Here is a 13,113-nt window from a genome sequence, read left to right on the forward strand (position 1 = left end):
AGCGACTGCCACATGACGGTTCCCCTTCCGACCGCCGCGACCCGCTGGCGCTGCACCCTGTGCGGCAATCTGACGCGTTTCGACGTGACCCGCTCGTCCAAGGTCGTCGAGTACGTGCACCTCGACCTGGCCGGTGAGCCGAGCGTGGAGGAGCGCGAGGTGGTCAGTGAGACCATCGAGTCGGTGCGTTGTCGCTGGTGCAACGCGGTGGATCAGGTGGAACTGGTGGACAGGCCGGGCGCCGGCTCCTGAGGGAGCGGCCCCGCACGGACGATGGAGCGACCGATGGCGGAGACCACGGGCGGGGAGCCGGACGACGGCGCCGCCGAGGTGCTCGACCGTCCGCTGCCCGACGGCGTGCGCCGCCGTGTCGTACAGATCGTCTCCGACGGGTTCGGTGGTCTGACCGTCGCCGAACTGCCGGTCCAGCTGCGGCAGTACGCCCGGTTCGCCCCGAACCGGCGGGCGAAGTTCGCCGGCAACGCGATGGCCGCCGCGCTGGAGACCGACCCGCTCTTCCGGCAGCGCATCGGAGAGAAGCTCAGAGAGGCGCAGCCGGAGATCGTCGACGCCCTCGACTCCGGTGCGCCGCCCCCGGCCGCGGATCCGCTGGACGTGGCGGCCGCGGCCTATGTGCTGCGCCCCACGGGCTGGGTGAAGCTGGTGACCGCCGCGGGCGAGGAGGCCCTGCGGGCGGACGCCGAGCGCGCCGACGAGGAGAGCCGCGCGGAGCTGGAGCGACTGCGTGAGGAGCTCGCCGAGGCGCGGGCGCACACCAGGACCGAGACCGAACGGCTGCGCACCGAGCTGGAGTCCGCGAAGAAGGAGTCGGAATCGCTGCACCGCAAGCTGCGCGGTGCCCTCAGCGACGTCAAGCGGGGCGAGGCCGCGCTGCGCAAGCTGCAGGCCGAGACGGACACCGCGCGGGCCGAGGGGCAGGCCCAGGTGTCCGCGGCGGAGAGCGAGAGCCGGCGGCTCAAGACACGGCTCTCCGAGGCCGAGGCGGCCCTGGAGGCCACCCGCAAGGCGGCCCGGGAGGGGCGCAGCGTCGAGGACATGCGCGTCCGGCTGCTGCTGGACACCGTGCTGGACGCGGCGCAGGGGCTGCGGCGCGAACTCGCCCTGCCACCGGTGTCCGTACGGCCCGCCGAGACCGTGGACGCGGTGGAGCCGGGACGGATGACCCCCAAGGACATCGCCGCCCGCGCGCTGTCCGAGAACGATCCCGCGATCCTCGACCAGCTGCTCGCGCTGCCGCAGGCGCATCTGGTGGTCGACGGCTACAACGTCACCAAGACCGGCTATCCGCAGATGCCGCTGGAGAAGCAGCGGCTGCGGCTGCTCGGGCAGCTCTCGCAGCTCGCCGCGCAGACCGGCGCCGAGGTCACCTGTGTCTTCGACGGCGCGGAGCTGGCCGCGCCGGTGCTGCTCGCGCCGCCGCGCGGGGTGCGGGTGCTGTTCTCCAAAGCCGGGGTCACCGCGGACGAGTTGATCCGCCAGCTGGTGCGCGCGGAGCCCCCCGGGCGGCCGGTCATCGTGGTCTCCACCGACCGCGAGGTGGCCGACGGGATCGCCAAGGCGGGCGCCCGGCCGGTCGCCTCCGTGGTGCTCCTGAAGCGCCTCTCGCGGGGGTAGTCGAGCGCGTACCGCCGGGCCGGCCGAGCGTGTCGCCGGGGGCGGCCGAGCGCGTTCCCGCGGGGTCGTGCGAGGGGGCTTCGCGGGGTCGGCCGAAGGGGCTTCGCCGGGGTCGGCCGAGGGGTACCCGCCGCTTCGGAATGATCTGAGCCCTACGCCTCAAAGGGCACGTACGTCCCATGTGTAACCTCCGGGCGCGATGACCTGTTTGGTGAGACCTTCACGCAACGTAGTGTCAATCACACATCACTGCACGTGAGTTGAGTGCAAAGAATGCGCTCGGTAACCGAGATTTTTCAGGTTTGGATTTGAACTGATCACAGGAAGGTCACTAGGGTCTGGGCTCGAACCTCCGCTCGGGTGATCACTCATTGGGAGTGACAGCGGAGGGGCACCGCCCGTCGGCGTCTCGGCAGGCGGCTGGAGGAAGAAGGAGCTCGCCTTCGTGGCGTCCCACCGTCGACCCAAGCAGCCGAGCCGCACCCGTGTGACCGTGCTCACCACCGCCGCGGCAGCCGCCGTGGTCCTCAGCGCCAACGCCGCCAACGCCGCGCCCAGCGAGAAGCCGGGCAAGGACGAGGTCAAGGCGAAGGTCGACGCGCTCTACGAGCAGGCGGAGAAGGCCACCGAGAAGCTCGACGGGGCCAAGGAGAAGCAGGACAAGCTGCAGAAGCAGATCAGCACCCTGCAGGACAACGTCGCCCGCGGCCAGGAAGACCTCAACGAGCTGCGCGACGGCCTCGGTTCGATGGCCAGCGCCCAGTACCGCACCGGCGGCATCGACCCCTCCGTGGCGCTGTTCCTCTCCTCGGACCCTGACGACTTCCTGGACAAGGCGTCCGCGATGGACCAGCTGAGCAGTCAGCAGGTCGAGGCGCTGAAGAAGGTCCAGGAGAAGCAGCGCGAGCTCGCCCAGCAGCGTCAGGAGGCGTCCGAGAAGCTCAAGGACCTCTCCGACACCCGCGCCGAGCTCAAGAAGAAGAAGCAGGAAGTCCAGGGCAAGCTCGCCTCCGCGCAGAAGCTCCTCAACTCCCTGACGGCCAAGGAGAAGGCGGCGCTCGACGAGGAGCAGTCGCGTGCCACCCGGGCCAGCGAGCGCACGGTCCTCAACAGCCCCGGCAAGGCCGGCTCAGGGCGGGCCGGCGCCGCGTACGCCGCCGCGCAGGGCATGATCGGCCGTCCGTACGTCTACGGCGCCACCGGCCCCAGCTCCTTCGACTGCTCGGGCCTCACCTCCTGGGCCTACGCCCAGGCCGGTGTCTCCATCCCCCGCACCTCCGAGTCGCAGGCCACCATAGGCACCCGCATCTACTCGCAGAGCGATCTGCAGGTCGGCGACCTGGTCTTCTTCTTCGGCGATCTGCACCACGTCGGGCTCTACGCGGGCAGCGGCCAGGTGCTGCACGCCCCGCGCACCGGCACGGTCGTCCGCTACGAGTCGATGAGCACCATCGGCGGAGCGTTCCAGTTCGGCGTCCGGGTCTGATCCCGGCTTCCGGACCCACCCGTCGTCGATCCGCCGTCGATTCGCCTTCCGGATTCCTCCGGGAATCCGCTCGGCCCGGCGGAGGACGTCCCCGCCACCCCGCCCAAACGGGCGAATCACGGTAACTCCCGCTGACCCCACGCCCCGTCGGTGACCTGCGTCTCCGGCGGGGCGCCCCGTTGTGCGCCCTCCGAGGTCTTTGGCCGGTGCGTAGTCGCACGGCTACTGTCTGCCGCGTTTCCCCCGATTCCGGGGGACCGTCAGCGGAAGGGAGAGCGGCTACCGTGGGGTCCCATCGCCGCCGTGCACCGTCCGGGTCCGACCGGGGCGCCAGCGCCTCGGGTATCGCCGGCATCACCGTCACCGTGATGTCCGTGGCCGCCGCCGCTCTCGGTGCCGTACCGGCGGCCGCGGCACCGCAGGACGACACCCGGGCCGAGGTGGACCGCCTCTACACGCAGGCGGAGAAGGCCACCGAGGCGTTCAACAAGGCCGGCGAACGCGCCGGCTCGCTGCGCAAGGAGGTGCGCACGGCGCAGGACCGGATCGCCCGCCAGCAGGAGCGCATCAACACGATGCGGGACGCGCTCGGTTCGCTCGCCGTGGCCCAGTACCGCGCGGGCGGCCTCGACCCCTCCCTCGCGCTGCTCTTCTCCGACGACCCGGCCGACTACCTCGACAAGGCCGCCGTGCTGGACCGGATCACCGCCCACCAGGCGGGAGAACTCGACGACCTCCAGCACGCCATGCGCGACCTCGCCCAGGAGCGGGAGGAGGCGACCGCGAAACTCGCCGAACTGGAGCGGAGCAGCAGAGCCGTCGCCCACCACAAACGGACCGTAGAGCGGAAGCTCTCCGAGGCACGGCGGCTGCTCAACGCGCTGCCCGACTCCCTGCGCGACGCCTACGGCCGGGCCTCGCGCTCCGGACGCGACGGCATCCCCGACCTCGGTGACGAGGAGCCCTCCTCGGGGCGTGCCGCCGCGGCCCTCGCCGCCGCCCGCTCCGCGCTCGGCCGCCCGTACGTGTGGGGCGCCAACGGGCCCGGCGGCTTCGACTGTTCGGGCCTCATGCAGTGGTCGTACGCGCGAGCCGGGGTCGGTCTGCCGCGCACCTCGCAGGAGCAGCGGTACGCCGGACACCAGGTGCCGCTCTCCCAGGCACGACCCGGCGACCTGGTCACCTACCGGTCGGACGCCAGTCATGTGGCGATGTACGCGGGCAACGGGCAGGTGATCCACGCGCCCTATCCGGGGGCCGCGGTGCGCTACGACCCGGTGGGCATGATGCCGATCTCGTCCGTGACACGGGTCTGACCGGGCCGCCCCACCGCCGTACGATCGGGAACGTGGCAGGTCGAGGGCGTGTGTCGAGAGCGGGGTGTTCCCTGGTGCTGCTGCTCGGCGTGCTGGCGGGCTGCGGCGGACATCCGGCTCCGGACACCGCGGCCGCCGAGGTGCAGCGGGTCCTCGACCGGCGGGCGACCGCGGTCCTCGACCGGGACGAGGCGGCGTACCGCGCGACCGAGGAACCGTCCGGCGGGGTCGCCGAGTTCCGGCGGCTGCGCGCCGTCCCGCTGGCGGCCTGGTCGTACCACCTGACCGGCCTGCGCCGTTCCGGGGACCGGGCCACCGCCGACGCGGAACTGCGCTACCGCGTCGAGGGATACGACAGGGCACCCGTCACGGTCGCCCGCACCCTGAGCCTGGTCCACGACGACGGGGGATGGCGGGTCGCCTCCGACACACCCGCCAAGAAGGCCGGCCGGCAGCTGTGGGAGCAGGGCGCCGTGACGGCCGTACGGGGCGCGCACAGCCTCGTCCTGGGGGTCGGACAGTCCGGTGAGCGGCTGCGGGCCTACGCGGCTCTCGCGGACCGCGCGGTGCCCGCCGTGTCCGAGGCCTGGGGCACGGACTGGGCGGGGCACGTCGTCGTCCTCGTACCGAAGTCGCTGGAGGGCATGGCGGGGCTGCTCGGCGCGTCGGCGTCCGGGTACCGGGGGATCGCCGCGGTCACCACCGGCGAGGCGGGCGGCTCGGCGACGGCGCCCGCGGACCGGATCATCGTCAACCCGGAGGCGTACGGCGTGCTCGGCGACCTCGGCAAACAGGTCGTGCTCACCCACGAGACGACACACGTCGCCACCCGGGCCCACACGACCGCCGCGACGCCCCTGTGGCTGTCCGAGGGGTACGCGGACTGGGTCGGTTACCGCGGCAGCGGGCGTACGGCGGCGCAGGTGGCGCCGGAGCTCCGGCGGGCGGTGCTGGACGGCCTGCCGCCGGCCGCGCTGCCGGCCGACGGGGACTTCGGGTTCACCGGGGACGCGGCGCGGCTGGCGCGGGCGTACGAAGGCGGCTGGATGGCCTGCCGGCTGATCGCCGACCGCTGGGGCGAGGTACGGCTGAACGACTTCTACCGGGCGGTGGGCGACCACGGGAAGCGGGCGGGGGCCGTGGAGGGCGCGCTGCGGGACGTGCTGCACACGACGCCGGAGAAGTTCACCGGGCAGTGGCGGGCCTATCTGCGGGCCCAGCTCGGCTGAGCCCCGTCCGGCAGCGGCCCGGTGCCGCCGCCGGGAACGTCTCAGGGGGTCAGGGTCTCCCGGGTGCGGGCGGCCTGCGCGGGCAGTGTCGGGGCCGGGTGCGTCACGGTGCCCCACCAGAGCTCGCGGGCGGCCAGCAGCGCGGCGGCCACCAGCAGTCCGTCGCGGGCGAGGAGCAGGGTGACGCCCAGCCAGTCGCTGATCACCACGTGCGAGAACCAGACCGGGAACTCCAGCACGGTCGCCCCGCACGCGCCCAGCACCATCGCCACCGGCAGGCCCATCCGGCTGCCCCGGAAACACAGGCAGACCGCGCCGATCCCGACCAGCCACACCATGTACTGCGGGCTGATGACCCGGCTGGTGGCCGTGAACATCAGGACGGCCACGAACGCGGCGTCGGCGAGGGTGTGCGACCGAGGGCGCCCGCCGCGCAGCCGCCACAGCAGCAGCCAGCCCAGGGCGGCCGCGGTGAGCGTCAGGGCCGCCGCGCTCACCACGTCGACGTACGGGCCGAGGAACTCCACCGAGCCGTAGTTGAGCAGCACCTGACCGCTCCAGCCGAAGTGCCGGGCCACGTGGAAGACCAGGGAGCCGAGCGACTCCACCTCGGTGCCGCGGCCCCGCTGGAAGGCCAGGAAGGAGAAGGCGCCCGGCATCGCCGCCCAGAACAGCAGGGCGATCCCGCCCCCGGTCACCGCCGCCGCGGTCCACGCGCGGCGCTTCACCGCTCCGGCGAGCAGCAGGACCGGCCACACCTTCAGCAGCGCCCCGAAGCCCGCGAGAGCCCCCATCACGCGCGGGTGACGGGCCCCCGCGAGCAGCGCCGCGACCGCCACGGCCGTCACCATCACGTCGTAACGGGCGTAGACGGTCGGTCCGAGCAGCGGGAGGCCGGCCACCCACACCCAGGCGCCGCGGAGCGTCCTGCCGGGGCGCACACCGGCGTACCGCAGCAGAGCGAACACCACCAGGTCGGCGAGGACGGCCAGTACGAAGAAGGCGGACGGGTAGTCGAGGAAGGGCAGCAGCCCGGGGGAGAGGATCGCGAGCGACGCGGCCGGCGGGTACTGCCAGGTCACGTCGTCCAGCGGGAAGGTGCCCGTGCGCAGGATCTCGTACCAGCCCTGGTAGATCACCGAGACGTCGCTGGTGACGTCCGGGCCGGGCAGCACGAACACCCGCAGGACGAAGAGCAGCAGCACCAGCCTGGTCAGACCCCAGGCCCCGAGCAGTCCGTACGGGAACCCCGCCCCCCTTGCGCCCGTCATGCCCACCTGGCCCTCGTCCGTTCCGGTCCCGTGCGATTGCGCGTGGGGCCATGATGGCGCGCCGCACTGTGCGAGAGCCATGAAGCGGGGCCGTGCGCCGGGGTGTGTGCCGGACGCGTAGGGGTGCGGGGGTTTCGGTACTGTCGGGCGCGATGCACAAGACCTTGATCGTGACCAACGACTTCCCGCCGCGCCCCGGCGGCATCCAGGCGTTCCTGCACAACATGGCGCTGCGCCTGGACCCCGAGCGGCTCGTCGTCTACGCCTCCACCTGGAAGCGCGGCCGGGAGGGTGCCGAGGCGACGGCGGCCTTCGACGCCGAGCAGCCCTTCACCGTCGTGCGCGACCGCACGACGATGCTGCTGCCGACGCCGGGCGTCACCCGCCGCGCCGTCGGGCTGCTGCGCGAACACGGTTGCACGTCGGTGTGGTTCGGGGCGGCGGCCCCGCTCGGCCTGATGGCGCCCGCGCTGCGCCGGGCGGGCGCCGGGCGGCTGGTGGCCACCACGCACGGGCACGAGGCCGGCTGGGCCCAGCTGCCCGCCGCGCGCGGGCTGCTGCGGCGGATCGGCGACTCCACGGACACGATCACGTACCTGGGGGAGTACACGCGCTCACGGATCGCCTCCGCGCTGAGCCCGGACGCGGCCGGTCGCATGGTCCAGTTGCCGCCCGGTGTGGACGAGAAGACCTTCCACCCCGGTTCGGGCGGCGCCGAGGTCCGTGCCAGGCTCGGTCTGACGGACCGCCCGGTGGTGGTCTGCGTCTCCCGTCTGGTCCCGCGCAAGGGGCAGGACACGCTCATCCTCGCCATGCCGCGCATCCTCGCCGCGCAGCCGGACGCGGTACTGCTGATCGTCGGCGGCGGCCCGTACGAGAAGGATCTGCGGCGGCTCGCGCACGAGACCGGGGTCGCCGACGCCGTCCGCTTCACCGGAGCGGTGCCCTGGTCGGAACTGCCGGCCCACTACGGCGCCGGGGACGTCTTCGCGATGCCCTGCCGCACCCGCCGGGGCGGCCTCGACGTCGAGGGCCTCGGCATCGTCTACCTGGAGGCGTCCGCGACCGGCCTTCCGGTCGTCGCCGGCGACTCGGGCGGGGCGCCCGACGCGGTCCTCGACGGCGAGACGGGCTGGGTGGTGCGCGGCGGTTCCCCGGACGACTCGGCCGACCGCGTCATCGCCCTCCTCGCCGACCCGGAACTCCGACGGCGCATGGGCGAACGGGGCCGCGAGTGGGTCGAGGAGAAGTGGCGCTGGGACCTCCTGGCGGAGAACCTGAAGACTCTCCTGTAGCAGGAATCAACGCAGCCCCCACGGACCCGCACCCCTCCCCGGCCCCCGCCATCGACTCCCCAGGGGCGCGAGGAACCGGGCGCTCAACCACAACGCACCCGCACACTTCCCCGCACACAGGCCCCCACCCCCGAAATCCCGGCGAAGCCCCTAGGCGGAAGCCAATAATCCGCCGATGCTGCGCACATGACAGAAAATGTGACCCATCGTCAGATGACGAACCGTCATCTGACAAGACGTCAAATCCTGGGCATGGCAGCCCTCCAGACGGCCGCCACCGTCGGCCTCACCCGCATCGGCCTCCAGTCCGCGCACGCCACCGAACCCGCCGCCGTCGACAACGCCCCCGCGATCGTGATCGGTTCCGGCTACGGCGCAGCCGTGGCCGCCCTCCGTCTCGGCCAGGCCGGCATCCGCACGCTCGTCATCGAGATGGGCAGGCTCTGGAACACCGCCGGTTCCGACGGAAAGGTCTTCTGTTCCACCAGCGCCCCCGACCAGCGCTCCATGTGGTTCCGCACCCGCACCGAGGCCCCGCTCGCCACGTTCCTGTGGCTGGACCTCGTCAACAAGGACATCGGCCGGTACCCGGGGGTCCTGGACCGCGTCCACTACGACCACATGTCCGTGTACGTCGGCCGGGGCGTCGGCGGCGGCTCGCTGGTCAACGGCGGCATGGCCGTCACGCCCCCGCAGGCGTACTTCGCCGAACAGTTCCCCGGCGTGGACGCCACCGAGATGTACAGCACGTACTTCCCGCGCGCCCGCACCATGCTCGGTGTCAACACGGTCGACCCCACCTGGTTCGAGTCCACCGAGTGGTACAAGTTCACCCGCACCTCCCGCAAGGCCGCGGCGAACGCCGGCCTGAAGACCACGTTCGTACCCAACGTCTACGACTTCTCCTACATGCAGCGGGAGGCGGCCGGCACGGCGACCAAGTCGGCGCTCGCGGGCGAGGTCATCTACGGCAACAACTACGGCAAGAAGAGCCTCGACAAGACGTACCTCGCCGCCGCGCTGGGCACCGGCAACGTCACCATCCACACCCTGGAGCGGGTCCGGGCCGTCCAGCGCGCCGCCGACGGGACGTACACCCTGACCGCGGACCGGATCGACGTCACCGGCGCGGTGGTCGAGACCAAGCAGTACAGCTGCACGTACCTCTTCCTGGGCGGCGGCAGCCTCGGCACCACCGAACTCCTCGTCCGGGCCCGGGAGACGGGCGCCCTGCCCGCCCTCGACGCCAGCGTGGGCGCGGGCTGGGGGACCAACGGCAACGTCATGACCGGCCGCGCCAACCACATCTGGGACACCGTCGGGGCCAACCAGTCCACGATGCCCGTGATGGGGATCGACGACTGGGCGAACACGGCCAACCCCGTGTTCGCCGAAATCGCACCGCTGCCCATGGGGTTGGAACACTGGATCAGCCTCTACCTGGCGATCACCAAGAACCCGGAGCGCGCGTCCTTCACCTACGACGCCGCCACGGACTCCGCGAAACTCGGCTGGACCGCGGCCCAGAGCGCGGTCTCGGTGAGCATGGCCAAGAAGCTCTTCGACCGGATCAACGCGGCCAACGCGACGATCTACCGCTACGACCTCTTCGGCGACAACAAGACCTTCGCCGACGACTTCTGCTACCACCCGCTCGGCGGCTGCGTGCTGGGCAGGGCGACGGACAACTACGGCCGGGTGAAGGGCTATCCGCACCTGTACATCACCGACGGCTCACTGGTGCCCGGCTCGATCGGGGTCAACCCGTTCGTGACGATCACCGCGCTCGCGGAACGCGGCATGGCGCGGATCCTCGCCGAGGACACCGCGCCATGAGAGCCGTAGAGCCGGACGACCGCAGAGCCGGACGGCCGTAGAACCATGAAGCAGTAGAGCCGTAGAGCCGTGCGACGGAGCCGGACGTGCCGGGGTCAGCCCCGGTAGATCGCCTCGATCTCGTCCGCGTAGTCCTTCGCCACCACGTTGCGCTTGAGCTTCAGGGACGGCGTCAGGTGGCCCGACTCCTCACTGAACTGGGAGGGCAGAATGCGGAACTTCCGCACCGATTCCGCCTTCGACACCGCGGCGTTGCCGTCGTCGACCGCGTCCTGGATCGCACGTACGAGATCCGGGTCCTCGCGCAGCGACGCCGCGGTGGAACCCACCGGTTTGCCGTGCTCCGCGCACCAGCGGCCCAGGAACTCCTCGTCGACGGTGACCAGCGCGCCGACGAACGGGCGTCCGTCACCGACCACCATGCACTCCGCGACCAGAGCGTGCGCGCGGATGCGGTCCTCGATCACGGCCGGGGCGACGTTCTTGCCGCCCGCGGTGACGATGATCTCCTTCTTGCGGCCGGTGATCCGGAGATAACCGTCCTCGTCGAGGGTGCCGATGTCGCCCGTGTGGAACCAGCCGTCGGCCAGCGCCTCCGCGGTCGCGGCCTCGTTGTTCCAGTACCCCTTGAACAGGTGCTCGCCGTGCAGCAGCACCTCGCCGTCGTCCGCGATGCGGATCACGGAACCAGGCAGCGGCTGACCGACCGTGCCGATCTTCGTGCGGTCCCAGGGGTTGAAGGCGGTGGCCGCGCAGGACTCCGTCAGGCCGTAGCCCTCCAGGACCGTGAAGCCGATACCGCGGAAGAAGTGCCCGAGCCGCTCGCCGAGCGGGGCGCCGCCGGAGATGGCGTACTCGCCGCGACCGCCCAGCACCGCGCGCAGCTTGCTGTACACCAGCTTGTCGAAGGTCTTGTACTTGATCTTCAGACCGAGCGAGGGACCGGACGGGGTGTCCAGCGCGCGGCTGTACGCGATCGCCGTGTCCGCGGCCTTGTCGAAGATCTTGCCCTTGCCGTCCGCCTGCGCCTTGGCGCGCGCCGAGTTGTAGACCTTCTCGAAGACGCGCGGCACCCCGAGGATCAGCGTCGGCCGGAACGCGGCCAGCTCGTCGGTGAGGTTCTTGATGTCCGGGACGCAGCCCAGCTTGATCGGCGCCATCATCGGCGCGACCTGCACGAGACGTCCGAAGACGTGGGCGAGGGGGAGGAACAGCAGTACGGAGCACTCGCCCGTACGGAACAGCGGACGCAGCCGCTCCACGATGTTGCCGCACTCCGCGAAGAAGGCGCGGTGGGTGAGCACACAGCCCTTCGGCCGGCCGGTCGTACCGCTCGTGTAGACGATGGTCGCCGGGTCGTCGGCCTTCGCCAGCGAGCTGCGCTCCTCGACGGCGGCGTCGCTGACGTCCTTGCCGGCACGGCCCAGCTCCTCCACCCCGCCGGCCTCGATCTGCCAGACGTGCTCGAGGGCGGGCAGCCGCTCGCGCACCGACGCTACGGAAGCCGCGTGCGCCGGCAGCTCGACGATGCAGGCGGTCGCGCCCGAGTCGCCGAGTATCCACTGCACCTGCTCCGCGGAGCTGGTCTCGTACACCGGCACGGTGACGGCGCCCGCGCTCCAGATCGCGAAATCGAGCAGCGTCCACTCGTAGCGCGTACGGGACATCAGACCGACCCGGTCGCCGGGCCGCACGCCTGAGGCGATCAGGCCCTTGGCAGCGGCCCGCACCTCGGCGAGGAACACCGTGGCGGTGACGTCCGTCCACGTGCCGCCCACCTTGCGGGCGATGACGGCGACGTCGGGATGCTGCGCGGCGTTTCTGCGGACGATGTCGGTCAGATTTCCGTCCGCAGGGACCTCGTACAAAGCCGGAAGGCTGAACTCGCGCAAGACTGCTGCTCCTCATAGGGCGCCGGCGCCACGACTCTGTGTGATGCGACGGTGCGGTCCAAGGCTCGGGCAGGTACTCGGGAACATCGTTGTTGAAATCCTGAGTACGACTGGACTGCCCGGACGTTACCCACCGGTACGGCTGTTTAGATAGGGGGTCCCGGCGAGATGTTCCCTGCGTCACACAGGTTGGCGTTCCTTCGCGCACAGTAGTCCACGCTCTTCTCGGGGTGCCAGTAACCGCAGGTCCGACCGCCTCTGTTCACGTTTGCCGCACAGGCCTACGCTTGATCGCCATGGCACCCACACCAGGCGGCAATCGCAGGACGCGCATTCATGTGGTGAGTGACGTGCACGGCAACGCACGTGACCTCGCCCGGGCCGGCGACGGCGCCGACGCCCTGATCTGCCTCGGTGACCTGGTGCTCTTCCTCGACTACGCCGACCACTCGCGCGGCATCTTCCCCGACCTCTTCGGCACGGAGAACGCCGACCGGCTGGTCGAGCTGCGCACCGCCCGGCGCTTCACGGAGGCGCGCGAGTTCGGGGCACGGCTGTGGTCCGGCGTGGGGGCGGACCGCCTCGGGGTCGTCGAGAAGGCGGTGCGCAAGCAGTACGCCGAGCTGTTCGCCGCGTTCCCGACACCGACGTACGCCACCTACGGCAATGTCGACATGCCTCCGTTGTGGGCGGAGTACGCCGGACCCGGCACCACAGTCCTCGACGGCGAGCGGGTGGAGATCGGCGGCCGGGTCTTCGGCTTCGTCGGCGGCGGCCTGCGCACCCCCATGCGGACGCCCTACGAGATCAGTGACGAGGAGTACGCGGCGAAGGTCGAGGCGGTCGGTGAGGTCGACGTGCTGTGCACGCACATCCCACCGGAGGTGCCCGATCTGGTGTACGACACGGTGGCGCGCCGCTTCGAACGCGGGTCGCGCGCCCTGCTCGACGCGATCCGCCGCACCCGCCCCCGGTACGCGCTCTTCGGCCACGTCCACCAGCCACTCGTCCGACGGATGCGGATCGGTGCGACGGAGTGCGTGAACGTCGGGCACTTCGCCGGATCGGGGAGGCCCTGGACGCTGGAATGGTGAACCCCAGGTGGGGTGACGATGGTTCGGTCGGCGCGCGGTAGCCTTCACGCTGCACAGAC

10 protein-coding genes are annotated in these 13,113 nt (G+C 71.5%); 8 read left to right on the plus strand and 2 right to left on the minus strand.

The window, feature by feature from the left end:
- Positions 1-12 precede the first annotated feature (12 nt).
- From GFH48_RS28800 to GFH48_RS28820, 5 genes are all read left to right on the plus strand, one after another.
- Positions 13-252, plus strand: a complete 240-nt coding sequence (locus tag GFH48_RS28800; protein WP_153291019.1) for a hypothetical protein — start codon at positions 13-15, stop codon at positions 250-252.
- Between the two features lie 33 nt (positions 253-285).
- Positions 286-1,635 carry an NYN domain-containing protein gene (locus GFH48_RS28805; protein ID WP_153291020.1) on the plus strand — a complete coding sequence of 450 codons (1,350 nt, stop codon included), beginning with the start codon at positions 286-288 and terminating at the stop codon, positions 1,633-1,635.
- 445 nt (positions 1,636-2,080) lie between these two features.
- Entirely contained in the window at positions 2,081-3,121 is a 1,041-nt protein-coding gene (locus tag GFH48_RS28810) for a C40 family peptidase (RefSeq protein ID WP_153291021.1), read from the plus strand.
- A gap of 284 nt (positions 3,122-3,405) precedes the next feature.
- Positions 3,406-4,437 carry a C40 family peptidase gene (locus tag GFH48_RS28815; RefSeq protein WP_153291022.1) on the plus strand — a complete coding sequence of 344 codons (1,032 nt, stop codon included), beginning with the start codon at positions 3,406-3,408 and terminating at the stop codon, positions 4,435-4,437.
- A 32-nt stretch (positions 4,438-4,469) separates the two neighbouring features.
- Positions 4,470-5,666, plus strand: coding sequence for a hypothetical protein (locus GFH48_RS28820; RefSeq protein WP_194280708.1), 1,197 nt, complete (start codon positions 4,470-4,472; stop codon positions 5,664-5,666).
- Between the two features lie 41 nt (positions 5,667-5,707).
- On the opposite strand, the gene GFH48_RS28825 is transcribed toward GFH48_RS28820, so the two are convergent.
- Positions 5,708-6,937: a glycosyltransferase family 87 protein gene (locus tag GFH48_RS28825; protein ID WP_153291023.1), complete on the minus strand. Its 1,230-nt coding sequence runs from the start codon at positions 6,935-6,937 to the stop codon at positions 5,708-5,710.
- A gap of 152 nt (positions 6,938-7,089) precedes the next feature.
- Between GFH48_RS28825 and GFH48_RS28830 the strand changes: the two genes are divergently transcribed.
- Together GFH48_RS28830 and GFH48_RS28835 are read left to right on the plus strand one after the other, a co-directional pair.
- Entirely contained in the window at positions 7,090-8,232 is a 1,143-nt protein-coding gene (locus GFH48_RS28830; protein ID WP_153291024.1) for a glycosyltransferase family 4 protein, read from the plus strand.
- Between the two features lie 186 nt (positions 8,233-8,418).
- The gene (locus tag GFH48_RS28835) at positions 8,419-10,068 is read left to right on the plus strand and encodes a GMC oxidoreductase (RefSeq protein ID WP_455431617.1); all 1,650 of its coding nucleotides are present in this window, start codon (positions 8,419-8,421) and stop codon (positions 10,066-10,068) included.
- Between the two features lie 95 nt (positions 10,069-10,163).
- Here GFH48_RS28835 and GFH48_RS28840 read toward each other — a convergent pair whose 3' ends face one another.
- The gene (locus GFH48_RS28840) at positions 10,164-11,960 is read right to left on the minus strand and encodes an AMP-dependent synthetase/ligase (protein WP_153291026.1); all 1,797 of its coding nucleotides are present in this window, start codon (positions 11,958-11,960) and stop codon (positions 10,164-10,166) included.
- Between the two features lie 296 nt (positions 11,961-12,256).
- On the opposite strand from GFH48_RS28840, the gene GFH48_RS28845 reads away from it, so the two are divergent.
- Positions 12,257-13,054 (plus strand): metallophosphoesterase family protein, encoded by a 798-nt coding sequence (locus tag GFH48_RS28845; protein ID WP_153291027.1) that lies wholly within the window; start codon positions 12,257-12,259, stop codon positions 13,052-13,054.
- The last annotated feature ends 59 nt before the right edge of the window (positions 13,055-13,113 follow it).

The sequence above is a fragment of the Streptomyces fagopyri genome (assembly GCF_009498275.1).
In the GTDB taxonomy this organism is placed as follows: Bacteria; Actinomycetota; Actinomycetes; order Streptomycetales; family Streptomycetaceae; genus Streptomyces; species Streptomyces fagopyri.

Bases quoted from the DNA above. Each gene is read 5' to 3' on its own strand.
- GFH48_RS28800 (WP_153291019.1), top strand. From the start codon at position 13: ATGACGGTTCCCCTTCCGACCGCCGCGACCCGCTGGCGCTGCACCCTG.
- GFH48_RS28805 (WP_153291020.1), top strand. From the start codon at position 286: ATGGCGGAGACCACGGGCGGGGAGCCGGACGACGGCGCCGCCGAGGTG.
- GFH48_RS28825 (WP_153291023.1), bottom strand. From the start codon at position 6,937: ATGACGGGCGCAAGGGGGGCGGGGTTCCCGTACGGACTGCTCGGGGCC.
- GFH48_RS28830 (WP_153291024.1), top strand. From the start codon at position 7,090: ATGCACAAGACCTTGATCGTGACCAACGACTTCCCGCCGCGCCCCGGC.
- GFH48_RS28835 (WP_455431617.1), top strand. From the start codon at position 8,419: ATGACAGAAAATGTGACCCATCGTCAGATGACGAACCGTCATCTGACA.
- GFH48_RS28845 (WP_153291027.1), top strand. From the start codon at position 12,257: ATGGCACCCACACCAGGCGGCAATCGCAGGACGCGCATTCATGTGGTG.